At 35.7% G+C, this 25,752-nt stretch carries 26 protein-coding genes; 21 read left to right on the top strand and 5 right to left on the bottom strand.

Features of this window, described 5'->3' with window-relative positions; genetic code table 11:
• The first annotated feature begins 65 nt into the window (after positions 1 to 65).
• Both pyrE and ACB104_RS03525 read left to right on the top strand, forming a co-directional pair.
• Complete coding sequence (pyrE, locus tag ACB104_RS03520) at positions 66 to 710, top strand: orotate phosphoribosyltransferase (protein WP_370476892.1); 645 nt, start codon at positions 66 to 68, stop codon at positions 708 to 710.
• 74 nt (positions 711 to 784) lie between these two features.
• On the top strand, positions 785 to 1,180 hold the full coding sequence (locus ACB104_RS03525) for an SRPBCC family protein (RefSeq protein WP_370476893.1): 396 nt from the start codon (positions 785 to 787) through the stop codon (positions 1,178 to 1,180).
• On the opposite strand, the gene ACB104_RS03530 is transcribed toward ACB104_RS03525, so the two are convergent.
• Positions 1,177 to 1,908 (bottom strand): biotin--[acetyl-CoA-carboxylase] ligase, encoded by a 732-nt coding sequence (locus tag ACB104_RS03530; protein ID WP_370476894.1) that lies wholly within the window; start codon positions 1,906 to 1,908, stop codon positions 1,177 to 1,179. The two genes, ACB104_RS03525 and ACB104_RS03530, sit on opposite strands and share 4 nt — an antisense overlap.
• A gap of 93 nt (positions 1,909 to 2,001) precedes the next feature.
• Here ACB104_RS03530 and rsfS point away from each other — a divergent pair, with 93 nt between their 5' ends.
• The 7 genes from rsfS to ACB104_RS03565 all read left to right on the top strand — a co-directional run bounded on the left by rsfS (position 2,002) and on the right by ACB104_RS03565 (position 7,915).
• The gene (rsfS, locus tag ACB104_RS03535; RefSeq protein ID WP_370476895.1) at positions 2,002 to 2,373 is read left to right on the top strand and encodes a ribosome silencing factor; all 372 of its coding nucleotides are present in this window, start codon (positions 2,002 to 2,004) and stop codon (positions 2,371 to 2,373) included.
• Positions 2,374 to 2,382: 9 nt separating this feature from the next.
• A complete protein-coding gene (ftsH, locus tag ACB104_RS03540; RefSeq protein WP_370476896.1) occupies positions 2,383 to 4,350 on the top strand; it encodes an ATP-dependent zinc metalloprotease FtsH in 1,968 nt (655 codons plus the stop codon).
• Positions 4,351 to 4,564: 214 nt separating this feature from the next.
• The gene (locus ACB104_RS03545; RefSeq protein ID WP_370476897.1) at positions 4,565 to 5,173 is read left to right on the top strand and encodes an LUD domain-containing protein; all 609 of its coding nucleotides are present in this window, start codon (positions 4,565 to 4,567) and stop codon (positions 5,171 to 5,173) included.
• Position 5,174: 1 nt separating this feature from the next.
• Positions 5,175 to 5,996, top strand: a complete 822-nt coding sequence (locus tag ACB104_RS03550; protein ID WP_370476898.1) for a phosphatidate cytidylyltransferase — start codon at positions 5,175 to 5,177, stop codon at positions 5,994 to 5,996.
• Entirely contained in the window at positions 5,986 to 6,636 is a 651-nt protein-coding gene (locus tag ACB104_RS03555; protein ID WP_370476899.1) for a phosphatidylserine decarboxylase family protein, read from the top strand. The genes ACB104_RS03550 and ACB104_RS03555 overlap by 11 nt, the downstream gene beginning before the upstream one ends.
• Complete coding sequence (locus tag ACB104_RS03560) at positions 6,636 to 6,902, top strand: acyl-CoA-binding protein (protein WP_370476900.1); 267 nt, start codon at positions 6,636 to 6,638, stop codon at positions 6,900 to 6,902. Before ACB104_RS03555 ends, ACB104_RS03560 begins: the two co-directional genes overlap by 1 nt.
• 224 nt (positions 6,903 to 7,126) lie before the next feature.
• Complete coding sequence (locus ACB104_RS03565) at positions 7,127 to 7,915, top strand: hypothetical protein (RefSeq protein ID WP_370476901.1); 789 nt, start codon at positions 7,127 to 7,129, stop codon at positions 7,913 to 7,915.
• A 135-nt stretch (positions 7,916 to 8,050) separates the two neighbouring features.
• Here the strand turns inward: ACB104_RS03565 and ACB104_RS03570 are convergent, their stop codons facing one another.
• Positions 8,051 to 10,690, bottom strand: a complete 2,640-nt coding sequence (locus ACB104_RS03570) for a valine--tRNA ligase (RefSeq protein WP_370476902.1) — start codon at positions 10,688 to 10,690, stop codon at positions 8,051 to 8,053.
• Positions 10,691 to 11,000: 310 nt separating this feature from the next.
• Here ACB104_RS03570 and ACB104_RS03575 point away from each other — a divergent pair, with 310 nt between their 5' ends.
• Entirely contained in the window at positions 11,001 to 11,420 is a 420-nt protein-coding gene (locus tag ACB104_RS03575; protein ID WP_370476903.1) for a DUF1573 domain-containing protein, read from the top strand.
• A 54-nt stretch (positions 11,421 to 11,474) separates the two neighbouring features.
• On the opposite strand, the gene ACB104_RS03580 is transcribed toward ACB104_RS03575, so the two are convergent.
• Positions 11,475 to 12,629, bottom strand: coding sequence for a PDZ domain-containing protein (locus ACB104_RS03580; RefSeq protein WP_370476904.1), 1,155 nt, complete (start codon positions 12,627 to 12,629; stop codon positions 11,475 to 11,477).
• A 292-nt stretch (positions 12,630 to 12,921) separates the two neighbouring features.
• Between ACB104_RS03580 and ACB104_RS03585 the strand changes: the two genes are divergently transcribed.
• The 4 genes from ACB104_RS03585 (at position 12,922) to ACB104_RS03600 (ending at position 16,523) form a co-directional block, all read left to right on the top strand.
• Positions 12,922 to 14,112 (top strand): pyridoxal phosphate-dependent aminotransferase, encoded by a 1,191-nt coding sequence (locus tag ACB104_RS03585; protein ID WP_370476905.1) that lies wholly within the window; start codon positions 12,922 to 12,924, stop codon positions 14,110 to 14,112.
• Positions 14,112 to 15,125: a UDP-N-acetylmuramate dehydrogenase gene (murB, locus tag ACB104_RS03590; RefSeq protein WP_370476906.1), complete on the top strand. Its 1,014-nt coding sequence runs from the start codon at positions 14,112 to 14,114 to the stop codon at positions 15,123 to 15,125. The genes ACB104_RS03585 and murB overlap by 1 nt, the downstream gene beginning before the upstream one ends.
• A 67-nt stretch (positions 15,126 to 15,192) precedes the next feature.
• Complete coding sequence (locus ACB104_RS03595) at positions 15,193 to 15,726, top strand: RNA polymerase sigma factor (protein WP_370476907.1); 534 nt, start codon at positions 15,193 to 15,195, stop codon at positions 15,724 to 15,726.
• A gap of 8 nt (positions 15,727 to 15,734) precedes the next feature.
• Positions 15,735 to 16,523 carry an anti-sigma factor gene (locus ACB104_RS03600; protein ID WP_370476908.1) on the top strand — a complete coding sequence of 263 codons (789 nt, stop codon included), beginning with the start codon at positions 15,735 to 15,737 and terminating at the stop codon, positions 16,521 to 16,523.
• A gap of 72 nt (positions 16,524 to 16,595) precedes the next feature.
• On the opposite strand, the gene aqpZ is transcribed toward ACB104_RS03600, so the two are convergent.
• Entirely contained in the window at positions 16,596 to 17,282 is a 687-nt protein-coding gene (gene aqpZ, locus ACB104_RS03605) for an aquaporin Z (protein WP_370476909.1), read from the bottom strand.
• Positions 17,283 to 17,435: 153 nt separating this feature from the next.
• On the opposite strand from aqpZ, the gene ACB104_RS03610 reads away from it, so the two are divergent.
• From ACB104_RS03610 to ACB104_RS03640, 7 genes are read left to right on the top strand one after another with little or no spacing between them, the layout of a single operon-like run.
• Entirely contained in the window at positions 17,436 to 17,639 is a 204-nt protein-coding gene (locus ACB104_RS03610) for a membrane or secreted protein (RefSeq protein ID WP_370476910.1), read from the top strand.
• Positions 17,640 to 17,646: 7 nt separating this feature from the next.
• Positions 17,647 to 18,759, top strand: a complete 1,113-nt coding sequence (locus tag ACB104_RS03615; protein ID WP_370476911.1) for a glycosyltransferase — start codon at positions 17,647 to 17,649, stop codon at positions 18,757 to 18,759.
• Positions 18,750 to 19,295 (top strand): RNA polymerase sigma factor, encoded by a 546-nt coding sequence (locus tag ACB104_RS03620; protein ID WP_370476912.1) that lies wholly within the window; start codon positions 18,750 to 18,752, stop codon positions 19,293 to 19,295. Before ACB104_RS03615 ends, ACB104_RS03620 begins: the two co-directional genes overlap by 10 nt.
• Complete coding sequence (locus ACB104_RS03625; RefSeq protein ID WP_370476913.1) at positions 19,296 to 20,510, top strand: Nramp family divalent metal transporter; 1,215 nt, start codon at positions 19,296 to 19,298, stop codon at positions 20,508 to 20,510. It abuts the gene before it with no gap.
• A 50-nt stretch (positions 20,511 to 20,560) separates the two neighbouring features.
• Positions 20,561 to 21,439: a lipoyl synthase gene (gene lipA / locus ACB104_RS03630; RefSeq protein WP_370476914.1), complete on the top strand. Its 879-nt coding sequence runs from the start codon at positions 20,561 to 20,563 to the stop codon at positions 21,437 to 21,439.
• 2 nt (positions 21,440 to 21,441) lie between these two features.
• A complete protein-coding gene (gene gap / locus ACB104_RS03635; RefSeq protein ID WP_370476915.1) occupies positions 21,442 to 22,458 on the top strand; it encodes a type I glyceraldehyde-3-phosphate dehydrogenase in 1,017 nt (338 codons plus the stop codon).
• A 27-nt stretch (positions 22,459 to 22,485) separates the two neighbouring features.
• Positions 22,486 to 24,723, top strand: a complete 2,238-nt coding sequence (locus tag ACB104_RS03640; protein WP_370476916.1) for an ATP-binding protein — start codon at positions 22,486 to 22,488, stop codon at positions 24,721 to 24,723.
• On the opposite strand, the gene lpxK is transcribed toward ACB104_RS03640, so the two are convergent.
• Positions 24,710 to 25,717: a tetraacyldisaccharide 4'-kinase gene (gene lpxK / locus ACB104_RS03645; RefSeq protein WP_370476917.1), complete on the bottom strand. Its 1,008-nt coding sequence runs from the start codon at positions 25,715 to 25,717 to the stop codon at positions 24,710 to 24,712. The two genes, ACB104_RS03640 and lpxK, sit on opposite strands and share 14 nt — an antisense overlap.
• Positions 25,718 to 25,752: the final 35 nt, after the last annotated feature.

Consider the following 25,752-nt stretch of genomic DNA (forward strand, 5'->3'; position numbering starts at 1 on the left):
AAATTATTTTTTAATTCAACCTTTTACTACATCATAAAATTAAATTAATGCTTAATTTTACCCACATGATTTTTAACAAAGAAACAGCCAAAAAAACTGCCGAAGTTTTATTGCAAATCAATGCCATAAAACTCAGTCCTAAAGAACCTTTTACTTGGGCTTCCGGGTGGAAATCGCCAATTTATTGTGACAATAGAATTGTATTATCCTTTCCTCCTATTCGAAATTACATTCGTGAAACCATGGGTAAACATATTGAAAGACAATATGGGAAACCTGATGCTATTGCCGGTGTTGCCACTGGAGCTATTGGCATAGGTATGTTGGTTGCTGAATATTTAGGATTGCCATTCATTTATGTTCGCCCCGATGCCAAAGGTCACGGTCGTAAGAATCAAATTGAAGGCTTTATTGAAAGCGGGCAAAATGTTGTTGTGGTTGAAGATTTGATTAGCACCGGAAAAAGTAGCTTGAATGCTGTAAAAGCGCTTAAAGATGCAGGTATAAAGGTAAAAGGTATGGTTGCGATTTTTACTTACGGTTTTGATGTAGCTGCCGAAAACTTTAAAAAGGAAAATGTTTTGCTTCACACTTTGAGCAATTACGAAAGTTTACTGGAAGAAGCTTTGGAAACCAATTATATCTCGCAAAAGGAAGTGGTAACTTTGTCTGAATGGAATTCCAATCCAAGTGAATGGAACGCTAATTGATATACTTTAATGCTCGCTATTAAGCTGTTAAGTCGAAAAACTAGGCAACTAAATAAAAAAACAACTTAATTATAATGAATTTAGAATCCCCAAAAATAAGGGTGGAAAAATCTCCTGAAGACATCGTTAACTTTTTAGCTGATGTTAAAAACTTTAAATCCCTGATGCCTGAAAACACAAGTAAGTTTGAAGTTTTAGATGAGGACACTTTTATTTTTGCTTTGGCGGGCATGCCAGAAATAACCCTTAAAAAGAAAGAAGTAATACCCCCAAACAAAATTGTTTTTGGTGCTGCCGGTGGCAAAATAGATTTCTCACTTACCGGGCATATATTACCTAAGGATGTGGCTTCAAGTGAAGTTCATTTGGAATTTACTGGAGACTTTAACCCGATGATGTCCATGATGATAAAAAAGCCGATATCAAAATTCATAGAAACCTTGGCAACCAATATTCAAACGGCTATTTAATACAAAAGTGTTATTTCTTTTAAATCGAATTCTTTCAAAATATTGTCTTCCAACAACACTTGAAGATTTCCAGAATCAGACACACCCTTTATGAATCCTGAAAACATAAAACCCTCAAGATCCTTGAAGGTTGACGGTTTGTTTTTCCGAAACAGATAACTTTCATAAGCTTCTTTCAACTCATCAAATTTACCTTTTTGCAAAAGTTTAAAGTACGCTTTTAAATGCTTTAGAATATTTAATGCGATTTCATCGGGATTATAAAGCTGCCCTGTAATAATTTTTAATGAGGAAGCCTGTGGCAAGTTTTCAAATGTAGCTTGATTAACATTTAAACCAATACCGATAATGGATGCATGGAGTGAATTTTGCTTAATGACATTTTCAATTAAAATACCACAAATTTTCTTATGTTCTGACAAAATGTCGTTTGGCCATTTAATACTCAAACGCGGAATTGAAAACCCTTTAAGCGTTTTTAAAATTGCCAAAGCAGTAACCATACTTATAAAAAATGGTTGCTCAATTGAAAGACCAGAAAAGTTCTTGAATACGCTAAACGTTAGGTTTCTAGACGTTTCAGATTCCCATACCGTACCCATTTGCCCACGGCCACTTGTTTGCTTTTTGGCAATTACAACGGTATAATCATCCAGCTTATCCTTGGCACTCAAATGGCGCAAATAGCTATTTGTTGAATCGATGGCATTAAGTTTGATTATACGCATTTGCAGGTTATTAAAGAAGTATCAAATCTTATGATTATTTTAAAGTATAAAGAACCAAAAAAATAATAACTTTGCACAAATTAATTAAAATTAATGGCGAAAGAAAAAATAAGCACAGACCAATTAATATCAGTCATTATAAGCGGTATTGAGGACGTTAAAGGAAAGGAAATTAGTATACTGGATTTAAGGGATATCGAAAACACGGTTTGTGATTATTTCATTATATGCGAAGGTACTTCAAACACGCAAGTAAACGCCATAGTTAACTCCATCCAAAAAAAAGTTAGTAAGGAACTAAAAGACAACCCATGGCATACAGAAGGAGCCGATAATGCCGAATGGGTATTAATTGATTATGTTAACGTTGTTGTGCACGTGTTCCAAAAGCACATCAGGGAATTTTATGATATTGAAAGTCTCTGGGGAGATGCAAAAACAACAGTTATAGAAACGAGTTACTAAAAAATTGCAATGGCAAACGATAATAAAAACACAAAAGACAAGAAACCTAAATTCAGTCCGTATTGGATTTATGGTATACTCATAGCTATTTTTCTAGGATTTCAGTTATTTGGAAGTGGAAGCTACCAAGATGGGAATAAAATTACAAAATCTGACTTTTTTAGATATTTAGAAGATGGAGATATTGAGCAGGTTGACATCATAACAAACACGAGGGTTGCAAAGGTTTATTTAACAAAGGAAGCCGAAAGTAAGGATGTTCACCGAAAATCGAAACCGCAAACATTTCTTCCAACAACCAACAAATTACCGAATTACACTTTCGAATTTGGGAGTCTTGAAAAGTTTGAACAAGATTTAGATGACGTAACAAAAGACTTATCCACCAAACCTCGAATAGACTTCGATAAGGAAACTGATAATTGGGGGAATCTTTTAATGGGTATTTTACCTTTTATTCTTTTAATTGCCGTTTGGATATTCATCATGCGCCGTATGTCTGGAGGTGCTGGTGGAGGTGCCGGCGGACAAATATTTAACATTGGAAAATCTAAGGCCAAACTATTTGATCAAAACACTGAAGTAAAAACCAGTTTTAAAGATGTGGCTGGGCTTGAAGGTGCCAAAGAAGAGGTACAAGAAATTGTTGATTTTCTTAAGTATCCTGAAAAATATACCACTTTGGGTGGCAAAATACCAAAAGGCGCCTTATTGGTAGGTCCTCCTGGTACAGGTAAAACCTTGTTAGCTAAAGCTGTAGCTGGTGAAGCTAAAGTGCCTTTCTTTTCTTTATCTGGATCAGATTTTGTGGAAATGTTTGTTGGCGTTGGAGCATCCCGCGTTCGAGATTTGTTCAAACAAGCCAAGGAAAAATCGCCGTCAATTATTTTCATAGATGAAATTGATGCCATTGGTCGTGCCAGAGGTAAAAATGCCATGTCTGGAAGTAACGATGAGCGCGAAAATACTCTTAACCAATTATTGACCGAAATGGACGGTTTCGGTACAAACACAAACGTTATTGTTTTAGCAGCAACCAACAGGGCAGATATTTTAGATAAGGCGTTAATGCGTGCGGGACGATTTGACCGTCAAATTTTTGTGGATTTACCCGATGTACGAGAGCGTAAAGAGATTTTTGAGGTTCATCTACGTCCACTAAAAAAAGCTAAAGATTTAGATTTAGATTTCCTTTCAAAACAAACTCCTGGTTTTTCTGGTGCTGATATCGCCAACGTGTGTAATGAGGCGGCGTTGATCGCTGCCAGAAATGGTAAAAAAGAAGTCGATAAACAAGATTTCCTAGATGCTGTTGATAGAATAATTGGTGGTCTTGAAAAGAAAAATAAAATCATTACACCAAGCGAAAAAAGAGCTGTGGCCTTCCATGAAGCTGGACATGCCGTGGTGAGCTGGATGTTGGAACATGCTGCGCCACTTGTAAAAGTAACCATTGTACCTCGTGGACGTTCATTGGGTGCTGCTTGGTATTTACCAGAAGAGCGATTGATTGTTCACCCAGAGCAAATGCTTGACGAAATGTGCGCTGCCCTTGGAGGACGTGCTGCGGAAAAAGTTGTTTTCAATAAAATTTCAACCGGTGCGCTTAGCGATCTTGAGAAAGTAACCAAACAAGCAAGGGCCATGGTTACCGTTTATGGCTTGAGTGATAAAATTGGAAATTTAACCTATTACGACTCTTCAGGGCAAAATGAGTATGGTTTTACTAAACCTTACAGTGAGGAAACCGCAGAGCTGATAGACAAAGAAATTTCGAGAATTATTGAAGAACAGTACCAACGTGCCGTTAAATTACTTGAAGATCACAAAGACAAGTTAACAGAACTGGCAACAGTGCTGCTAGAAAAGGAGGTTATTTTTAAAGATAACCTTGAAAAAATATTTGGAAAACGAGCCTTTGAAAAAGAGGAAACCATAGCAGCAAAAACCCAAGAAGACACTAAGGAGGAAGAGTAAGCACCGTGGGCATTTATTTTGTTATGGTTTTGGTAAATTACTCTTGGTTAGGACAACAAGCCATTTTAAGGAACAAAATTTTGATTTCAATCATACCTTGGAACACTTAAATCTCGATTATCGAGTAAAAATCTTAAATTAGTCGTAGGGTTAATTTAAGATTTTTTATATTTGAATAACCTCTTATAGTTTACGGTTAATAGCAATACATTAAATGAGTCTTTTTAGAAAACTTTTTGGTTCTAAATCTGAACGTACAGACGACGAATTAAAATCTGATGATAGAGGCAAATACATGCCGGAAATAAAACTACCTATAGACGAAAGGTTTACCATAAACTTTAAAGCTAATGGTGGTAAGTTTTTGTATTGCGAAGATTTAAATGAAATTTACCGAAATCTTGAAAACATCATTTCCGAAAATAATTGGAAAGAAAAAAAAGCTTTGGTAATTGACGAAAACTTGGAGGATAAATTCAAAAAAACGAGTTTAAATCCAACAACAAAAATTAACGAGTCTACATTCTTTTTAACCACCTGTGAAAACTTGATTGCCAACGACGGTTCACTGTTAATTTCCTCAAAACAAATCTTTGAAAAAAAATTGCCCGAATTACCACTGAACTTCATAGTTTTTGCAACCACAAGCCAAATTGTTGAAAATATTGGTGAGGGCTTGCGCGGTATAAAATCAAAAAACAGACAAAAAATACCTACTAACATCACCACCATTAAGCACTTTAAATCAAACGATGAAAAAGATTTTCTAAGTTATGGTAGCAGTGCAAAAAACCTATACCTACTTCTTTTAGAAGATTTATAGTATGAAGGAAATTCTTGTTAGGTCGCTTTCAGGTTTATTATACATTACATTACTTATTACATGCTTGTTCTTTGAGCAGGCACTTATGGCACTATTTTTTGTTTTCGGATTAATTTGTTTGGGCGAATTTAAAAAGCTCATACAATTAAAAAATTATGTGCCCTACATCATTTTTGTTGTCCTTTATGGTGTTTTTGGCTATTGGGAAAGTATTTTTAAAACGGAAGATGGGTTTAACGAAGTTGTTCAAATACTCATGGTACTTACCATTTTTGTTCAACTATTTCTTATCAAAGATTTATTTTCAGAAAAAACCATTCCACTGTTTCATTCCAAAAGGTTTATCCTTACCACATTTTATCTAACAAGTGCATTTGTTTTTTTGGTGTTAATTGGTAATCACCATGAACGTTACAACCCAAATATCCTTTTAGGTTCCTTTATTTTGGTTTGGGTTAATGATTCATTTGCATTTTTGGTCGGCAAAAACTTTGGCAAACAAAAGCTTTTCGAAAAAATATCGCCTAAAAAAACGGTTGAAGGATTTCTAGGTGGGTTGTTTTTTGCCTGTATAGCAAGTTATTTTATTGCTACCTTTACAGAAACCTTAGGTTTTACAGATTGGCTAATTTTAAGCATCATCGTAAGTGTATTTGGCACTTTGGGCGATTTAATTGAATCGAAATTTAAAAGGCAGGCCAACGCAAAAGATAGTGGAATAATTATGCCCGGCCATGGTGGGCTACTTGATAGGTTGGACAGCATCATTTTCGCCGCGCCTATTATTTATTTATTTTTAAGAATTTTGCATTATGTTTCATAAAGAAGGTCATAAAATAATATTCGTAACGTTCGGTATTGTTGTTGCTGGTATTTTATTGGTGGATAGTTATATAGACATTACTTGGTTACGAACCGCTATAATGATTCTGTTATTGGCTTTCTTAATCATTATTCTTCAGTTTTTTAGAAACCCAAAAAGAAAAACTTCAGTAAATGGCAAACAAGTGGTATCTCCCGTTGATGGCAAGGTAGTAGTAATTGAAGAAGTTTTTGAAAAAGAATATTTTAAAGAAAAGCGCTTGCAGGTAAGTGTATTTATGTCACCCGTAAATGTGCACGTAACACGCTACCCGATTAGTGGAAAAGTCATTTTTAGCAAATATCATCCGGGTAAATATTTGGTTGCATGGCACCCAAAAGCCAGTGAGGAAAATGAGCGCACCACTGTTGTTGTTGCAAACGACACCTATGGCAAGGTATTACACAGACAAATCGCAGGAGCATTGGCAAAACGAATTGTTAATTACGCCAAAGTGAATGACCAAGTGGAACAAGGTGGTGAATCTGGGTTTATAAAATTTGGATCACGAGTAGATCTGTTTTTACCGCTCGATACCAACATTAAAGTAACATTGAACCAAAAAGTTCGAGGGGGAGAAACTATTATTGCTGAATCGTAATGGGTAAAACCAAACTGGAAATAGAGTTTGAAGAAGCTGTGGAACGGGTAAACGCACACACCGCCCCATTTCCTGCCGATACGCTTTTAAAACTCTACGCCTTCTACAAAAAAGCCACGAACGATTACGGCAAACCCCGTAGCAAAAAGCCCATAATAAACGCCTTTAAAACCAACGCCCTTTTTCAGGTAAAAGGGCTAACCCAAGAAGAAGCCAAACAGAACTACATTGATTTGGTAAACAATTACTTTTTATACCGGAAATAAGGGTTATTTTGAAAAAAATTGGTCTCCAATTTAAGGCTACCGCACTGCCCTACAAAACTGATTTGCTTAAATCCATTAACTGCTCATTAATAGGCGAAAAAACTATCTCTTAAAAGAAAAGCATTTATTTGTAAGAATATTATGTATATTTAACGGAATGAATATAGTATAGATAAACGCAATTGCGTTTATCCAACTGTCAGGCAACATAAAGACAAACGATATTGACAAATAGAAAGATTAATTTCAAAACCATCTGGCAAAGAGCCAAAATCAGACCAATTCTACTACTCTTTGCATTTCAAGGAATTGGATTTGCATTACTTCTTTTTCTTCCAATGGCCTTAATGATGAATTCATTGGGAAATAGCTTACCATTTGTTGAAAACGCTGAAAAAATTAAATCTGATGGAATAAAATCGAATGCTACTATAACTGGAATTAAAGGAATTGACAACATAACTATCAATGGGAATAACCCTCAAATTTTGACTTATGAATTTGACAACAACGGAGAGAAAACGGAATCAAAATTTAGTGTTTTTGAACCTGAAAAAACGGATAATTTAAAAATTGGAGATATAATTTCAATTAAACATTTGAGCGGAGAATCAATTCCAACTGAATTTAAGCAATATTCGTTTAGTATTGATTTTGTGTATTACATAGCTGGAGTTGTTTTTTCAATTGGACTAATACTTTGCTTTATTCTATACTCGCGAATAAATAAGGAAATCTCATTATATAAAACTGGCAGAATTATGGAAGGAAAAATAATCTCAATAAGCCATTATAAAGGTTTCACATTTTCAAAATTTGGTTCATCAATGGATGTACATTATGAATATGGGAATAACGTTGTGAAATCAAGGACTAATAATTTTGCTTTGACAAATAACAAATCAATTGGAGATTCAATTAAAATTTTGGTTTCACAAGACGGAAACTCATCTTGTTTGTATCCTGAATTGATTGCTAAAACTAATAGTTGGAAAGAAAATTACGTTGCCTAACAATGTATAACCGCAATTACGGCGGATTCGACTACGTCCGAATCCACTCGGAATTGCTAACGTCTGTGCCAAGACGAAAATTACCACATATTAAACTGTAACTACGGTTATACGAACCGTAAGGCGAACCAAAACCTAAGCATCCAAACTCGCTAAACTAGCCTTAAGGGTTTCTATTTTAGCTAACGCATCAGCTTCTTTTTTCTTTTCGCTGGCCACCACTTGCTCTGGGGCACCAGCTACAAAACGCTCGTTTGAGAGTTTCTTTTGCACCGATTTTAAAAAGCCCTCGGTATAATTAAGCTCGTCGGTCAGTTTTTTAATTTCGGCCTCAACATCAATGGCACCGGCCATGGGTATAAAATACTCATTGGCTTTTATTCTAAAGGTCAACGCACCTTCAATGGCCTCGGTTACATAATCAATGCTTTCTAAATTGCCCAATTTAGCAATAACACCATCAAAAGTAGATTTAATGTTTTCGTTATTTATTACCGAAAAACCAACAGCATCCTTAAAAGCAATGTTCTTTTGCTTTCTAATATTTCTAATGCCCGAAATAACTTCTGAAGCAAATTCAAATTCAGAAATCAACTCTTGATTAACCGATTTTGCTTTAGGCCATTTTGCAATAATTAAAGCTTGTTCTGGTGTTCTTTCGGTAATATATTGCCAAATTTCCTCGGTTAAAAATGGCATAAACGGATGCAAGATTTTTAAATTATTTTCTAAAGCTTCAATTACGGCTTTATGCGTTTTGGCATCAATGGGCTTTTGGTAGGCTGGCTTAATGATTTCCAATAACCACGACGAAAAATCGTCCATGATTAATTTGTAAATGGTCATTAATGCATCACTTAAACGGTATTTCCTAAAATGGTCTTCAATCTCAAATAAAGCCTTTTGTAATTTGGCTTCGTACCACTCCAACCCTATTTTGGAAGTTTCTGGTTGCGGAATAGTTTTATCAATTTCCCAACCTTCAATCAATCTAAAGGCATTCCAAATTTTATTTCCAAAACCTTTACCTTGTTGGCACAGGGCCTCGTCAAACAATAAATCATTACCCGCCGCACTGCTCAACAACAGACCAACACGCACACCATCGGCACTGTATTCTTCAATAAGCTTTAAAGCATCTGGCGAGTTACCCAAACTTTTGCTCATTTTTCGGCGTTGCTTATCACGAACCAAGCCCGTTAAATACACATTATTAAAAGGTTTTTCGCCTTTATATTTGTAACCGGCAATAATCATACGTGCCACCCAAAAGAACAGAATATCTGGTCCTGTAACCAAATCGTTGGTTGGGTAGTAATAGTTTATATCGTCGTTTTCCGGATTTCTTATGCCATCAAAAACCGACATAGGCCACAACCAAGACGAAAACCAAGTATCGAGTGCATCTTTGTCTTGACGTAAATTGTTAGTTGTTAGTTGTGGGTTGTTGGTTTTTTGTTTCGCCAGTTCTAAAGCTTTCTCAATATTCTCGGCTACTACAAAGTCCTCTTTTCCGGCGCCATAATAGTACGCCGGAATTTGTTGTCCCCACATGAGTTGACGGGAAATATTCCAATCGCGAATATTTTCCATCCAATGGCGATAAGTGTTTTCAAACTTTTTAGGCACTAACTTAATCTCTGGATTTTCGCCCAAAACTGCTTTTATGGCAGGTTTTACCAATTCTTCCATTTTAAGAAACCATTGGTCGCTTAATCGTGGTTCGATAACCGCCTTGGTGCGTTCGGAAGTTCCAACTTTATTAATGTAGTTTTCGGTCTTTAACAAAAAGCCCTTTTCCTCCAACTCCATAACAATTTCCTTTCTAACCACGAATCTATCCTTGCCTTCGTAATGCAAGCCGTAGCTATTTAAAGAGGCATCTTCGTTAAAAATATCAACAACTTCAAGGTTATGTTTATCTCCCAGCATTTTGTCGTTTTCGTCATGCGCGGGAGTTACCTTCAAACACCCCGTACCAAACTCAACATCTACATACTCATCTTCAATTATAGGTACAACCCGATTGCAAATGGGCACAATAGCTTTTTTTCCACGTAAGTGTGTAAAACGCTCATCGTTAGGATTTATACAAATGGCGGTATCACCAAAAATGGTTTCAGGACGCGTAGTAGCAATGGTCAACGTATTGTCACTACCATCAATTTTGTAATTTAGGTAGTATAATTGTCCTTGTTTTTCTTCATAAATCACCTCTTCGTCGGACAATGTTGTTTTGGCTTCAGGATCCCAATTTACCATTCGGTAACCACGGTAAATCAAGCCTTTGTTATATAAATCCACAAAAACCTGAATTACGGCTTCACTCATATCATCATCCATAGTGAATTTGGTTCTTTCCCAATCGCAGGAACAGCCCAGTTTTTTTAGCTGTTCTAAAATTACGCCACCGTATTCGTGCGTCCATTCCCAAGCATGTTTTAAAAATTCTTCGCGAGACAAATCATTTTTATCAATACCCTGCTCCTTCAACTTTGCCACCACTTTTGCCTCGGTAGCAATAGATGCATGGTCTGTACCAGGCACCCAACATGCATTTTTGCCCAACAAACGCGCACGGCGAATCAAAACATCCTGAATGGTATTGTTCAGCATGTGCCCCATATGAAGTACCCCTGTTACATTAGGCGGTGGAATGACAATGGTGTAAGGCTCTCTTTCATCGGGCTCTGAATGAAAGTAATTATGTTTCATCCAGTAGTTATACCACTTGTTTTCTACCTGACTTGCATCATATTTTGATGGAATTTGCATGCTTTGGAATAGTTTTTGAATAATGATGTGCAAAAGTACTTATATTTCTTATTCTATAAAAACTATATAAGCTTTTAGGTGAAGCAATTTTATAGCTGTTTTTATACCCTAAAATTTTAAATTGAATGGTAATTTAAGTTACTTTTAATAGGAACTAATGAATAAATTAACATGTATTTCATCCATTATTTTTGCAGGTTGTGGAAAAAGTGACTATGTTTGACTTAATCAAAAACAGAAGATAAGGCAGTTTTTAACACTGCTTGCAATTAATAAGAATACCCAAAATTGAACAATAAAACTTAAAATTATGAAACAATTAATTACAATTTTATTTATCGGATTAATCAGTTTTGCCGTGAATGCACAGGCTAAAATTGAATTTAAATCTGAAACCATTGATTATGGAACCATTGAAAAAGGATCTAATGGTGTTAGAACTTTTGAGTTTACAAATACGGGCAATGAGCCTCTTATTATATCTAAAGTAACTTCAAGCTGTGGATGTACCATTCCTAAAAAACCTGAAGACCCTATTTTACCTGGAAAAACAGGACAGATTGAGGTGAAATACGATACCAATAGAGTAAATCCAATTAGAAAAACAATAACTGTAATTTCAAATGCCGAAACACCAACAGTGGCGCTAAAAATTAAAGGTGAAGTTATTGATCCAAGCAAAGTAAGCCTACTGGATAAAAAGGACAAAAGTATTGTTCAGCAGCAATAAAAAGAGTAAACCGTATAATTAAAAAGAGCTTGAGGAAATTTTCAAGCTCTTTTTTTATAATAGTTCTTTAAGTTCAAAGGTGCAATACAAAGGCCTGCCATCCCGTTCTACTTTCAGCTTTATCTTTTTTCCAGTATCTCCATGAAACATGTTCATTATTTCTTGTAAAGAATAATAAAAGGCATGTTTACCATTTATGCTCATTAGCACGTCTCCTATTTTCAAACCTGACGCATGGGCAGGGGAGCCTTTCCTAAGTTCAACAATGGCGTAGGCTGGTTTAAGTAAAAGCTTGTACTGCGTATCAATGTTAATCTTCGTTCTATTGAAGCCCTGATCCCTCTGCTTCGAAATCTTATCATCGGCTGCTCTAACCAACCTCATGCCATCATGGGCCAGTTCTATTCCACTTTTGTTGTATGTGAACTTTTCATTAAAATATTTGTTCTTTTTTAAAACCATCCGTGCCTTTTGGTAGTCGAAAACAATATTAAACCGTTTTAAAATGTTTCCTGACAAACTGCCATTCCTGTTCCTTATTTTTTGGGCAAATAGTACTGCTGATGAATCTGGAAAAGCAACATTGGCATTTTTTAAAACAAAACTTTTCAAAGTAATCTCATTTACTTTCGCTCTTTTTCCATAAACACTACCATTAAGTCCATGTCCGAGAAAATCATGGTAAAAACGTTTATCACCTAAGCCAACACCTAAAGAGTCGTTTTCAAAAAGCCATAGGGCATCGCTTCCACCCGTATCTACCAAAAGTTTTACAGGAATGTTTTCGTTTTCAATGGCAACATTTAAATTGATGTAGGGCTTACCGTTGTAAAATTCTAAATTAAATCGTTCGCAGTTTTTGCATTCTTTATAAGTAAAATGTTCAGGTTCTGTCAATCTTAAATATCCCGCGGAGTAATTAATATCAACTACCAAATCTCGAAACAAATCAAACCCAAGTATCCCATGAATGGGGATTCCCAATCTTGGCGCCAAATTTAATTTCTCACCATAAACTGCGTAGAGATCTTGATTTAGCTTTATGGCATCACCTATTTTAAAAATATTATTTTCAGATTTTGAGGCTTCAACCATTTGCCCCTCGCCCAAACCACGTAAAAATATGGTTTCGGTTTTCTTGATTTCCAAAGTGTCCGAAACATTTAAGAAATTAAAAATAATGGGCTTACTAACTCCTGTATCCAGCAAAAATGAAAGCTTAACACCATTAACCTCAACAGGGATTACTATTAAATTATTTATAAGTTTGAACTTTATTTTGTCCGACTTGCGTTTATTCTGAATGACAAATTTAGCTTGGGAAAACCCATACAGGTTAAAACAAAAAAATAGTAATATGCAGATAATGCGAAACTTCATTGAAGCATGTAATAATGGCTTATTCAATTTACGAATCTTTATCATGGCTTAAGAATTTAAGCCCGTTTTTTAAAAAAACTTTAAGATAATTTTCTCATTTTTGCAGCCTAAAACAGATTTAATGCCAACGATTTCTAAAAAAGGACATGACATGCCCGCTTCACCCATTCGAAAACTTGTTCCGTATGCGGAACAAGCCATTGAAAAAGGGAAAAGCATCTATTATTTGAATATTGGACAACCAGACATAAAGACCCCCGAAGTAGCCTTAAAAGCTGTTAAAGAGAACGATATAGACATCCTTTCATATTCTAGATCGGAAGGTTCTGATGAATACCGCGAAAAACTTGCAAAGTACTACAAAAAACATGATATTGAGGTTTCTCGTACGGATATAATTGTTACCACTGGCGCAAGTGAGGCGCTGCTTTTTTTGTTCAGTAGCATCATGGATCCTGAGGACGAGGTTATTATTTCCGAGCCATTTTACGCCAATTATATTGCATTTTCAACAGCCACAGGCGTTAATGTTGTTCCTGCTATTTGTGATATTGACGACAATTTTGCCTTACCCCCTATTGAGACTTTTGAAAAGTTAATTACACCTAAAACAAAGGCTATTTTAATTTGCAACCCTGGAAATCCAACGGGTTATTTATATTCCAAGGAAGAAATTGAACAACTAGCTGCATTGGCTTTAAAACATGATTTATTTTTAGTAGCCGACGAGGTTTACAGAGAATTTGTTTACGACGGAAACTCACATTACTCCATTTTACAGGTAGATGGTATAGATCAACATGCTGTCATAATAGACTCTGTTTCCAAACGTTATAGCATGTGTGGTGCACGCGTTGGCTGTTTGGTATCAAAAAACAAAACGGTTATGCAAACGGTACTTAAATTTGCCCAAGCAAGATTGAGTCCACCAACCTATGCACAAATCGCAAGTGAAGCCGCATTGGATACACCTCAAAGCTATTTTGATGATGTAATAAAGGAATATGTAGAAAGAAGAGATACCTTAATTGCCGAATTACAAAAAATTGAAGGTATTAAAGTTGCAACCCCAAAAGGCGCCTTTTATTGCATTGCAGAATTACCAATTAAAAATTCTGATGATTTTGCCCAATGGCTTTTAGAAGATTTTGATATTGATGGCGAAACGGTAATGGTTGCACCGGCAGGAGGATTTTATTCCACTCCCGGAGTTGGTTTGAACCAGATTCGGATTGCATATGTTTTAAACAAAGAAAGTTTAATCAAAGCCGTAAATATTTTAAAAGAAGCCCTTAAAGTTTACAAAGACTAGTGCAGATTAAGCAGAATATATCCTTAAAACCTTACAACACCTTTGGCATTGATGTTATCGCGAAACATTTTGTTTCTGTTGATACCATTGAAGCCCTTAATGAGGTTATATCGCTGCAAAATTATCCGAACAAATTGATTTTAGGAGGTGGCAGTAATATGCTATTGACTAAAAATTTTGATGGTTTGGTCATCCATATCAATTTAAAAGGGATTGAGGTTTTATCCGAAGATGATAACTTTGTAACGGTTAGGGCCCAAGCCGGTGAAAATTGGCATGAGTTTGTGCTTTGGTGTATCAATAATGATTTTGGGGGCGTTGAAAATCTCTCTTTAATTCCAGGCAACGTGGGTACTGCTCCAATTCAAAATATTGGCGCCTATGGCGTGGAACTTAAAGATGTTTTTGAATCTTGCGAAGCCATACCCCTAGAATCTAAAACCATAAAAACGTTCACGAAAACCGATTGTAATTTTGGTTATAGAAACTCCATTTTTAAGCAAGATGCCAAAGGCAAATTTATCATCACGAGTGTTGATTTTAGATTGACCAAACACAGCCATAAACGTCATGTAAATTATGGCACTATTATATCTGAGTTAGAAAATCAAGGTATTAAAAATCCAACAATAAAAGATATTTCAAAAGCGGTCATTGCCATTCGCGAAAGCAAACTTCCAAATCCAAAAGAAATAGGCAATAGCGGTAGTTTTTTTAAAAACCCTGTTATCTCAAAATCGCATTTTGACAGCCTCTTAAAAAACTTCTCAGATATACCTTCATACCCGGTTTCAGATAACGAAGTTAAGGTGCCTGCAGGCTGGCTCATTGAAAAAGCGGGCTTTAAGGGAAAACGATTCGGCAATTACGGTGTGCACAAAAAACAAGCTTTGGTGTTGGTAAATTATGGTGAAGCCAAAGGTTCGGATATTTTAGATCTTTCAAAATTAATCCAGAAAACAGTAGAACGCCTTTTTGGCATTGCCATTGAAGCCGAAGTAAATATCCTATAGTCTCAAAAGAAATTTCTAACTTTGATATTATGAACAACCATTGTACATCTAAACAAAACTAGCCAAATTGGTATCAGCAATAGAAAAAGAAATAGTTTCATTATTACAAAATGGCGATAAAAAAGCCATTAAGTTATTGTACGAATACTATGCCGATGCACTTTTTGGGGTCATAAAAAAAATCATTTCAGATGATGACACTGCCCAAGATGTTCTTCAAGAGAGTTTTGTAAAAATTTGGCGTTATTCAAAAAAATACGATTCTAGCAAGGCCAAATTGTTCACTTGGCTATACAGGATTGCATACAACACGGCTATTGATAAGGTAAGGTCACAAAAGAACAAAAGCGGCAACGAAGTCCAAATTGAAACTTCTAACGTATATAAATTAAATTCAGATGAACTTAATCAAGATGTTTTAGACATAAAAAAACATCTAAATAGTTTGGATGAAAAGTACCAAATAGTAATAAATGCGCTCTTTTTTGAGGGCATGACCCAACAAGAAGCCAGTGAGGAACTGGATATTCCGTTAGGAACTATAAAATCGAGATTAAAAATAGGATTGCGGGAATTAAAAAAAATCTACAATCCTGAATAAAAAACGTCATGAATGCGAAAATAACTACTTTTTTAAATTCTGGCCTATTAGAAAAATATCTATTAGGTGAAACTACTTCTGTGGAAACAGAAAAAGTTGAGTCTTTTATATCAAAATACCCAGAAGTACAGAATGCCTACAACACATTGCAACACAACCTAGAAGTGGTTGCCAAAATGAATGCTGTTGAAGCTCCACAAGGTATCTTAAATAATATTTTAGATGAACTTGACGAAGCTCCTGTCGTCGAATTAAATGTAAAGAGGTCTTATAAAAAATGGTATAAATTCAGTATTGCGGCAAGTGTTGCAGCGCTGCTTTTTGCCGGCACTTCCTATATTTTCTACAATCAAAACCAAAAACTCTCAAAAGAGAATCAGGTAGTTGTAGATGAAATATTTGATTTACGAAGTGACATTGCCAAAAACAACGCAATGCTTGACAATGTAATGCGTCAGCTTTTAAGGCTTAACAACCCAGAAACTGAAAAGTACATCATTAATGGAAATGAACGTGCCAAAGACTTAAAAACTGTGGCTTACATTAATCCTAAAGAAAAAACATCGATGATTGATGTAGTTTCTTTACCCGAATTACCGGAAGAACAATGCTACCAAATATGGGCTGAGTTGCAAGGAAAAATGGTGAGTTTGGGTATTTTGGACAAAGCAGACAGAAAACTTAAAAATATTCCTTACATGGAAGACGCACTTGCACTTAACATTACCATAGAGCCTAAAGGGGGTAATAGTGTAGCATCAACCGAGAATTCTGTTGCAGAAATTAATTTACAATAGATTAATAGTAGTAATACAAAAAGCCTCATTTTAATGTTAAAATGAGGCTTTTTTAATGGAATAAAGTAAATTTTATTCCTTACTGAAAAATGTTTTATGAATAAATCCACCCACAATGGCACCAGCAATAGGCGCTACCCAAAACAGCCACAATTGTGAAGTAAACTCTCCACCCGCAAATAACGCTTGACTGGTTGATCTGGCAGGGTTAACTGATGTATTCGAAATGGGAATACTTATTAAGTGAATTAATGTTAAAGCCAAACCAATAGCTATTCCTGCAAAACCTTCAGGCGCCTTAACATAAGTACTACCCAAAATAATCAATAAGAAAAACATAGTCAATAAAAACTCCACGATTAAAACCGATGTCATACCATAACCCCCAGGAGACAAATCGCCATATCCATTGGCCGCAAATCCACCAATATCAACAAAATCGGACTTACCCGTTACAATAAGGTACAATGCACCCGCAGCTGCAATGGCACCAACAACCTGAGCAATAATATACCCCAACAAATCCTTGGCCTCAAACTTTCCACCAGCCCATAATCCCAATGATACCGCTGGGTTAAAATGTGCTCCCGAAATATGGCCAACAGCATAAGCCATAGTTAAAACAGTTAATCCAAAGGCTAAAGCCACTCCAACAAAGCCGATACCCAATTCTGGGTAACCAGCAGCAAAAATGGCGCTTCCACAACCACCAAAAACGAGCCAAAATGTTCCAAAAAACTCTGCAAATAATTTTTTCATGACTAAATAGTTTATTAATTGATTAGAATTTCACTAAAGTAATTATTTAATAATTAGACACCTAAAAATAAATTGGTCACTTGCTCCATTTATTTTCTTCTTCATAAAATTTAGGATCAAAAACATTATCTTTGTAAAAAGATTTACACCCTTATGAAACTTCTTTTAATAACCATAGTACTTTTAGGAATCGGTTTTGCAGGCATTGCAATTAAAATTTGGTCAAAAAAAGATGGAAAATTTGCCGGTACATGTGCCAGTCAAAACCCCATGTTGAACAAAGAAGGTGAAGCTTGTGGCTTTTGTGGCAGAACACCAGACCAATTTAACGATTGTAAAGAACCTCAACATTCCTAACTAATTTATGGGGTTTCTTGGTTTTATCTACTTCACATTTATCGTAGTAGTTGTTATCCAATTCATTTTTTACGTATTCGTCTTTGGAAAATTGGCTTTTTTTAAGCCTCAAAAGGCTGTTTCAAAAAACATTGCCGTTTCAGTTATTATTTGTGCTAAAAATGAAGCTGAAAATTTAAGACGTTTTCTCCCTTCAATCATTGAGCAAGAATATCCCGATTTTGAGGTTGTTTTAATTAATGATTCTTCGAAAGATGATACTTTGGAGGTTATGCAAGACTTCGCAAAAGCACACATCAACATTAAAGTGGTTGATGTAAAAAGTATTGAAGCCTTTTGGGGAAATAAAAAATACGCTTTAACACTTGGAATTAAAGCCGCTAAAAACGACTATCTTTTGTTTACCGATGCCGATTGCAAACCCGTTTCAAAATACTGGATAAAAGAGATGTGCGCGCATTTTGATTCTGAAAAATCAGTTGTTTTGGGCTACGGTGCTTATGCTAAAATCAAGAAATCTTTACTAAATAAACTGGTTCGGTTCGAAACCTTAATCACAGCTGGAAATTATTTCTCGTTTGCTTTGGCAGGCTCTCCTTACATGGGTGTCGGGCGAAATTTGGCCTATTCAAAATCTGAATTTTTTAAAGCCAATGGGTTTATAAACCATATAAAAGTGCGCTCTGGAGACGATGATTTATTTGTAAATCAGGTGGCCACTAGCAAAAATACAGCTATATGCATTCCTAATGGAAGTTTTACGGTATCCACACCAAAAGTCACATTTAAAGAGTGGTTTAAACAAAAACGCCGTCATGTTTCAACAGCAAAACATTACAAGTTAAAACACAAAGCCTTTCTGGCAATTTTTTACAGTTCAACCCTTTTGTTCTGGCTATTCGCGATGATTCTTTTTGTTTCACTATATAAATGGCCGCTCATTTTGGGGTTATTTTTGGCCAGACTCACCATTCAATACATCATTTTAGGTAGTTTATCAAAAAAGCTTAATGAAAGTGATTTATTACTGCTTTTACCGTTCCTTGAAATTTTTCTAATTATGGCACAATTAACTATCTTTATAAATAATCTTATCTCAAAGCCCAGTCATTGGAAATAATCGAAGCCATTAAACGTGCCAAAAAAAACGACCAAAAGGCGTTTAATTATTTATTGGATTTGTACTGGGATGACGTTTATGGTTTTCAATTGAAACGGACCCAAAACGAAAACGATGCCGAGGACATCACCATTCAAACTTTCTCTAAAGCATTTGATAAAATTGAAACTTTTGATGAGCAATATACCTTTAAAACATGGCTTATTGCCATTTCAAAAAACATTCACATCGACTTACTTCGAAAAGAAAAAAACTCCATTTCGCAGGTGCTATCTCAAGATGAACGTGAAGTATTTCAGGTTTTGGACGAATCCCCTTCCCCTGAAGATAAGTTGATTACCGACCAACATTTAGCGAAATTGCTTCGAGATATTAAAAAGTTGAAGCCACACTATCAGGAAATTATAAACCTGCGCTATTTTCAAGAATTGAGCTATAAGGAAATTTCAAAGGAGCTGGACGAACCCATAAACAACGTGAAAGTTAAGTTGCTTCGTGCGAAAAAACTATTGGCCGAAATTATTAGAGAAAAGTAAATGATAGCTAAACTCAAGAACTTAGGGCCAGGATTATTGTTTGCCGGCGCAGCCATTGGGGTATCGCACTTGGTCCAATCTACAAGGGCTGGTGCAGATTTTGGCATGGGCCTTATTTGGGCCTTATTGTTAGTCAATTTATTTAAATACCCATTTTTTCAATTTGGTCCACGATACGCTACCGCCACGGGTGAAAGTTTGCTGGACGGCTATAAAAAACTTGGCAAAGGTATTTTAATGACATATTTTTTACTCAGCTTAGCTACAATTTTTACCATTCAGGCTGGCGTAACCATTGTAACTGCAGGGTTGGCCTCTTCCCTATTTGGTGATTTTTTAGGGATAGAAGCCTGGACCATTATTATTATTTTTATCTGTTTAATATTGCTGATCATCGGAAAATACAAATTGTTGGACAGACTAATGAAAATCATCATACTAACATTAACCATTAGCACATTGGCCGCGGTGAGCATTGCATTGTTCAACAACGAAAATGCAGTATCACTGCATCAAGTACTTCCAGAAAACACATTGGAAATTTCATTTTTAATAGCCTTTATGGGATGGATGCCAGCACCTTTGGACATTGCAGTATGGCAGTCACTATGGTCCATAGAAAAAAACAAGGAAACGCAGCAATACAATACCAAATCAGCATTATTCGATTTTAACGTTGGGTATTTGGGCACCATTTTTTTAGGCGTTGGGTTTGTTCTTTTGGGGACGTTGGTTATGTATCATAGTGGAGAAACGTTCAGCAATTCTGCCTCGGTTTTTTCTGGACAGTTAATTGGCATGTACACCACAAATCTTGGAGACTGGGCTTATATTATCATTGGCATTGCAGCTTTTACAACCATGTTCAGTACAACACTAACCACTCTAGATGCATCGCCGAGATCCATGGAAAAAACCACCCAATTATTGTTCAAAAATGCTTCAAAATTCAATTATGCTTTTTGGATAACCTTGCTTTCCATTGGTACCATTTGCATCTTTCTGTTTTTGGCTTCAGAAATGGGCCTTTTAATTCAAATAGCAACCATATTATCTTTTATCACAGCTCCATTTTATGCGATTATCAATTACAAATTAATATCGAGCAAACACACCCCAGAAGCGTGGAGACCTTCAGGATATATTCATGTTTTAAGTGTACTCGGAATCGTTTTCTTAGTAGGATTTAGCATTTGGTATCTAACCACCTTATAGGGTTCATTTAAAAGAATACTTCGTATCTTTGCTTCCTATATTTTAGAGACATGAACACGGAAACAGCTTCAAATATATTACCAGTACGTCAACCAAAACCAAAATGGCTTCGTGTAAAGCTTCCAACAGGCAAAAAGTACACTGAACTGCGCGGATTGGTTGATAAATACAAACTGAATACCATATGTACTTCGGGAAGCTGCCCAAATATGGGTGAATGTTGGGGAGAGGGAACCGCCACCTTTATGATTTTAGGTAATATTTGTACGCGTTCGTGTGGTTTTTGTGGTGTGAAAACGGGAAGACCAGAATCTGTTGATTGGGATGAACCCGAAAAAGTGGCGCGTTCCATAAAGATCATGAACATTAAACATGCGGTTTTAACCAGTGTAGATCGAGATGATTTAAAAGACATGGGTAGCATTATGTGGGCGGAAACGGTAAAGGCTGTGAGACGCATGAATCCAGAAACCACGCTTGAAACATTAATTCCAGACTTTCAGGGCATTGAAAAACATATCGATAGAATTATTGATGTAACTCCAGAAGTGGTATCGCACAATATTGAAACTGTTCGCCGATTGACCCGCGAAGTGAGAATACAAGCACAATACGACCGAAGCATGGCTGTTTTAAAATATTTGAAAGCCCAAGGCCAACGTAGAACAAAATCGGGAATCATGCTTGGTTTGGGAGAAACACGGGAAGAAGTGATTGAAACACTTAACGATTTAAAAGCCAATAATGTTGACGTGGTAACCATTGGCCAATACCTTCAACCAAGTAAAAAACACCTACCGGTTAAGCAATTTATTAATCCAGACCAATTTAAGGAATACGAAGAAATTGGTTTGGAACTTGGCTTCCGTCACGTAGAGAGTAGTGCGTTGGTTAGGTCTTCCTACCATGCACAAAAACACATTCATTAATCTTGATTAGGGTTGCTATCAACGGCTTTGGAAGGATTGGCAGGCGTGTTTTTAGGCTTCTTCAAAGTTATGAGAACATAAAAGTTGTTGCCATAAATGATTTGGCGGATGCCAAAACCCTAAGCCATTTATTGAAATACGATAGTGTTCACGGGATTTTTAAGGGTGAAGTCACATATGATGCTAATCACCTTATCGTTAATGAAGAAATAATTGCATTATCGAATGAAAAGCACCCAAAAGACATCAACTGGAAACCCTTTAATATAGATTTTGTTATTGAATCTACAGGGAAATTTAAAACAACTTCCTATTTACAATACCATATAAATAATGGAGCAAAACAGGTCATTCTAAGTGTTCCTCCAATTGATGACAACATAAAAACCATTGTTTTAGGAGTTAACGACACTATTTTAGATGGAACAGAAACCATCATTTCAAATGCATCATGCACAACTAACAATGCCGCACCTATGATTGACATCATCAATAAACTTTGTGGCATTGACCAGGCTTATATAACAACGGTGCACTCTTACACCACCGACCAAAGTCTGCACGACCAACCCCATCTAGATTTAAGGCGTTCTAGAGCCGCTGGGCAATCCATTGTGCCTACCACTACTGGTGCTGCCAAAGCGCTCACAAAAATATTTCCTGAATTGTCGGAGGTTATTGGAGGCTGTGGAATAAGAGTGCCGGTTATCAATGGGTCTTTAACAGATATTACCTTCAACGTAAAAAAAACGGTTTCAATAGAAGAAGTTAACCAAACATTTAAAGAAGCTTCAACCCATCACTTTAAAAACATTTTAGAATACACTGAAGACCCAATTGTTTCTATTGATATTGTTGGAAATACCCATTCATGTATTTTCGATTCGCAGATGACCTCCGTTATCGGAAAAATGGTAAAAATCATAGGTTGGTATGACAATGAAACTGGCTATTCTAGCCGAATTATTGACTTAATATGTAATTTATCGGAAAAAAAGTGCGTTTTATCGATAAAATAATTATATTTGTCCACAATAGTTTGAATTATGTCCCAAATTAAGAACTACATATATATACTCATTTTGCTGTTCAGCCTTAGTGCATTATCGCAAAAAACCATCGATAACGACCCTGAGTTAAAGCAAAATAATATCAACTACCGCATAGCTGAGGCCCAGGCAGAGCTTGATAATTTTAATTATTTCAAGGCGAAAAAAAACCTCGACGAAGCTCTGGAATTAGCCCAACAAGCTGACCTTAAAAAAAGTATTGGCTTAATTTATGGATTAAAGGGACGCCTACAACTCATCATTGAGGAAGAAGACCAAGCTATTAATTCTCTAACCAGTGCTATTGAAGTTCAGCGAAATATTAATGACAATAAAAATCTAGGCACATCTTACAAAACTTTTGGCGATGTTTATTCAGCCAAAAAAGATTATTACTCGGCGCTCGACTCATATACCGCTGCTAAATCAAAGTTTGAAGAAGAAGGCCTCAATGAATTTTTAGCAGAAGCGTTACTTCAAGAAGGCAAGGTTTATGAAGCTTTAAAAGATTATAAAAAAGCAAGAGACGTTATTGAACAATCTTTGGCCATCGCCAAAAACTACGATTTCAAAAAAACATTGAGCAATGCACTTATCAATCAGGCTAAAATTTATGAGAAATTGGGCAACAACGATAGAGCATTGGAAATAGCTCATGAAAGCGTTCAAATTGCAAAAACCAATGAGTTCACCAGTATTTTAAATGACGGCTATTTTGTATTGAGCAATCTTTATAAGAACAAAGAAAATTATAAGGCTTCCAGAGATTATTTACAGGCTTATGTGAAACTTTCAGATTCCATTAGAAGTATAACGAGAATTAACTCACCAAGAAACCAAGAGGCACAATACCTTTTGAGCGAGGAAATTGAAAAAAACAAATTTTATTCCAAAGAACTGGAAAAAGCTGAAGACACTAATAATTTACAGACACTGACATCTATTCTAAGTGTTGCCTTAATTACTATTTTATCGCTTTTAACCTTGTCATTGTACAAAAACAACAACATTAGGCTAAAAACCAACAACATGCTCCACAAAAAGAATGCAGAGCTTATTGTTGCTAAAGAAAAAGCTGAGTTAGCATCAAAAACTAAAGCAAATTTCTTATCCACGGTAACGCACGAATTACGTACACCCTTGTATGCCGTTACGGGTTTAAGTAACATGCTTTTAGATGAAAATCCAAAACCAGAACAAATTCAACATCTAAAATCATTGAAATTTTCTGGTGATTATCTACTTACATTTATCAACGACATCCTTCAAATCAATAAAATTGAAGCCAATAAAGTTGAAGTTGAGCCAGAGCCTTTCAACTTAAAAAAGAAAATAAACAACATTATTTTGGCGCTGAACAATTCAGCCCAAGACAATGGCGTTAAAATGCATTTTGAGTACGATAAAGATTTACCTGAAAACTTCATTGCAGATCAACTTAAAATATCCCAAATCCTAATCAATTTAATCGGTAACTCCATCAAATTTACCAAAGACGGCGATATCTGGATACGTGTTTACAAAATTGAAGAAGCCGGCAAAACCTACACCTTACGTTTTGAAGTAGAGGATAATGGTATTGGTATCAGCCAAGAAAAACAAGACAATATGTTTGAGAGTTTCTCCCAAGGCTCTATTCAAATTAACCGTAAATATGGCGGCACAGGACTTGGTCTTTCAATCGTTAAAGGTTTAATAGATATTTTAAAAGGTAAGATTTACGTAAAGAGTGAATTGGAAAAAGGTACCACTTTCTATTTTGAAATACCTCTTGAAAAATCAACGATTAAAGAAGGTAAAGAAAACAAAGTCACTTATTTCAATGGCAACATAGAAGATATAGATTTAAGTAATATTAAGATTTTGGTGGTTGAAGATAATAAAATCAACCAAATGATTACCAAGAAAATCTTGACCAAAATGGAGCTTAAATGTGATATTGTTGATAATGGTGAAGCCGCTGTTGAAAAAATAAAAGCCAATAATTACAACATTGTTTTAATGGACATTCACATGCCTGGCATTAGTGGTATTGAAGCCACAAAAATTGTACGATCGTTTGATAAGGAATTGACCATTTTTGCACTCACGGCAGTAACCATTGAAGATAAAATGCACGAGTTTGAAGAAGCTGGTTTTACCGATATTATTCCAAAACCCTTTAAACAGGAGGAGTTTGAGAAGAAACTCTACAACGCCTTGGCTGGCAAAAAAGGAACCTCTACGAGCGCCTAACGAAATCCTGAATAAGTTTATTAAATTTTAGATTGTCATCAATAACAACCTGAATGGGCAAATAAAACAATTTTGCTTTTAAAGACATGTATTGTTTCAAACGCATATAATCCTTTTCGGTAGTTAAAATCAAATCTTTTTTACAAAGCTCATCAATATCACCTGAAGTAAAATTATAGTGATCTTTAAAATTCAAATGTTCAAAATCTAGTTTTTTGTCCTTTAAAAACTTAACTAATGGTGTAGAATTGGCAATTCCTGTTACAAGGGTAAAACGGTTAAGTTTTTCAATATTTAGTGTTTTGTCATTGGAAAAAACGATTTCAGAATACCCAATAGAACTAAAAAATACATGCTGATACGCTTCAGGATTTATGTGGTTTATAATATCTGCCTTTTCCGAGTCGCTTAAACTTTCGGGGCATTTTGTAACCACAACAATGCTGGCGCGCTTTGCACCATTTCTTGGCTCCCTTAAGTCTCCAGTTGGCAAAACCAAATCTTTAAAATATGGGTTGCTATAGGTAGTCAACAAAATATTAAAACCCGCCTTTACTTTTCGATGCTGATACGCATCATCTAGCAAAACAACTTTTGGCGCATTTTCTAAAGACTTTAAATTTTCAACACCATTTCTTCTGTTGGCATCCACGGCCACCAAAATATCATCTTTAAATTTGTTATAAAACTGAAAAGGCTCATCGCCTAAAGTTTCGACCGTAGACGTTTCATTGGCTAACTGAAAACCTTTGGTTTTTCGTTTGTAACCCCGACTTAGGGTTGCAATGTTGTGTTCATCTTTTAAAAGGTTGACTAAATATTCAATCATAGGGGTTTTACCCGTTCCACCCACACTTAAATTCCCGACACAAATCACAGGAAAGTCGTAAGAAACAGATTTTTTAATCCCTAAATCGTACAATGTATTACGCAGCCAAGTCACCAAATAATAAATAGGCACTACGGGAAGCAATATGTATCGGATAATTTTCATCTCAGCGAAAGTAATTATTTTATCTTTGAAGTAAA

The sequence above is a fragment of the Tamlana flava genome, from assembly GCF_041287255.1.
GTDB lineage: Bacteria > Bacteroidota > Bacteroidia > Flavobacteriales > Flavobacteriaceae > Tamlana > Tamlana flava.

Coding starts and splice junctions, on each gene's coding strand:
- pyrE (WP_370476892.1), top strand. CDS start 66: ATGATTTTTAACAAAGAAACAGCCAAAAAAACTGCCGAAGTTTTATTG.
- ACB104_RS03525 (WP_370476893.1), top strand. CDS start 785: ATGAATTTAGAATCCCCAAAAATAAGGGTGGAAAAATCTCCTGAAGAC.
- ACB104_RS03530 (WP_370476894.1), bottom strand. CDS start 1,908: ATGCGTATAATCAAACTTAATGCCATCGATTCAACAAATAGCTATTTG.
- rsfS (WP_370476895.1), top strand. CDS start 2,002: ATGGCGAAAGAAAAAATAAGCACAGACCAATTAATATCAGTCATTATA.
- ftsH (WP_370476896.1), top strand. CDS start 2,383: ATGGCAAACGATAATAAAAACACAAAAGACAAGAAACCTAAATTCAGT.
- ACB104_RS03545 (WP_370476897.1), top strand. CDS start 4,565: ATGAGTCTTTTTAGAAAACTTTTTGGTTCTAAATCTGAACGTACAGAC.
- ACB104_RS03550 (WP_370476898.1), top strand. CDS start 5,175: ATGAAGGAAATTCTTGTTAGGTCGCTTTCAGGTTTATTATACATTACA.
- ACB104_RS03555 (WP_370476899.1), top strand. CDS start 5,986: ATGTTTCATAAAGAAGGTCATAAAATAATATTCGTAACGTTCGGTATT.
- ACB104_RS03560 (WP_370476900.1), top strand. CDS start 6,636: ATGGGTAAAACCAAACTGGAAATAGAGTTTGAAGAAGCTGTGGAACGG.
- ACB104_RS03570 (WP_370476902.1), bottom strand. CDS start 10,690: ATGCAAATTCCATCAAAATATGATGCAAGTCAGGTAGAAAACAAGTGG.
- ACB104_RS03575 (WP_370476903.1), top strand. CDS start 11,001: ATGAAACAATTAATTACAATTTTATTTATCGGATTAATCAGTTTTGCC.
- ACB104_RS03585 (WP_370476905.1), top strand. CDS start 12,922: ATGCCAACGATTTCTAAAAAAGGACATGACATGCCCGCTTCACCCATT.
- ACB104_RS03600 (WP_370476908.1), top strand. CDS start 15,735: ATGAATGCGAAAATAACTACTTTTTTAAATTCTGGCCTATTAGAAAAA.
- aqpZ (WP_370476909.1), bottom strand. CDS start 17,282: ATGAAAAAATTATTTGCAGAGTTTTTTGGAACATTTTGGCTCGTTTTT.
- ACB104_RS03610 (WP_370476910.1), top strand. CDS start 17,436: ATGAAACTTCTTTTAATAACCATAGTACTTTTAGGAATCGGTTTTGCA.
- ACB104_RS03615 (WP_370476911.1), top strand. CDS start 17,647: ATGGGGTTTCTTGGTTTTATCTACTTCACATTTATCGTAGTAGTTGTT.
- ACB104_RS03625 (WP_370476913.1), top strand. CDS start 19,296: ATGATAGCTAAACTCAAGAACTTAGGGCCAGGATTATTGTTTGCCGGC.
- lipA (WP_370476914.1), top strand. CDS start 20,561: ATGAACACGGAAACAGCTTCAAATATATTACCAGTACGTCAACCAAAA.
- ACB104_RS03640 (WP_370476916.1), top strand. CDS start 22,486: ATGTCCCAAATTAAGAACTACATATATATACTCATTTTGCTGTTCAGC.
- lpxK (WP_370476917.1), bottom strand. CDS start 25,717: ATGAAAATTATCCGATACATATTGCTTCCCGTAGTGCCTATTTATTAT.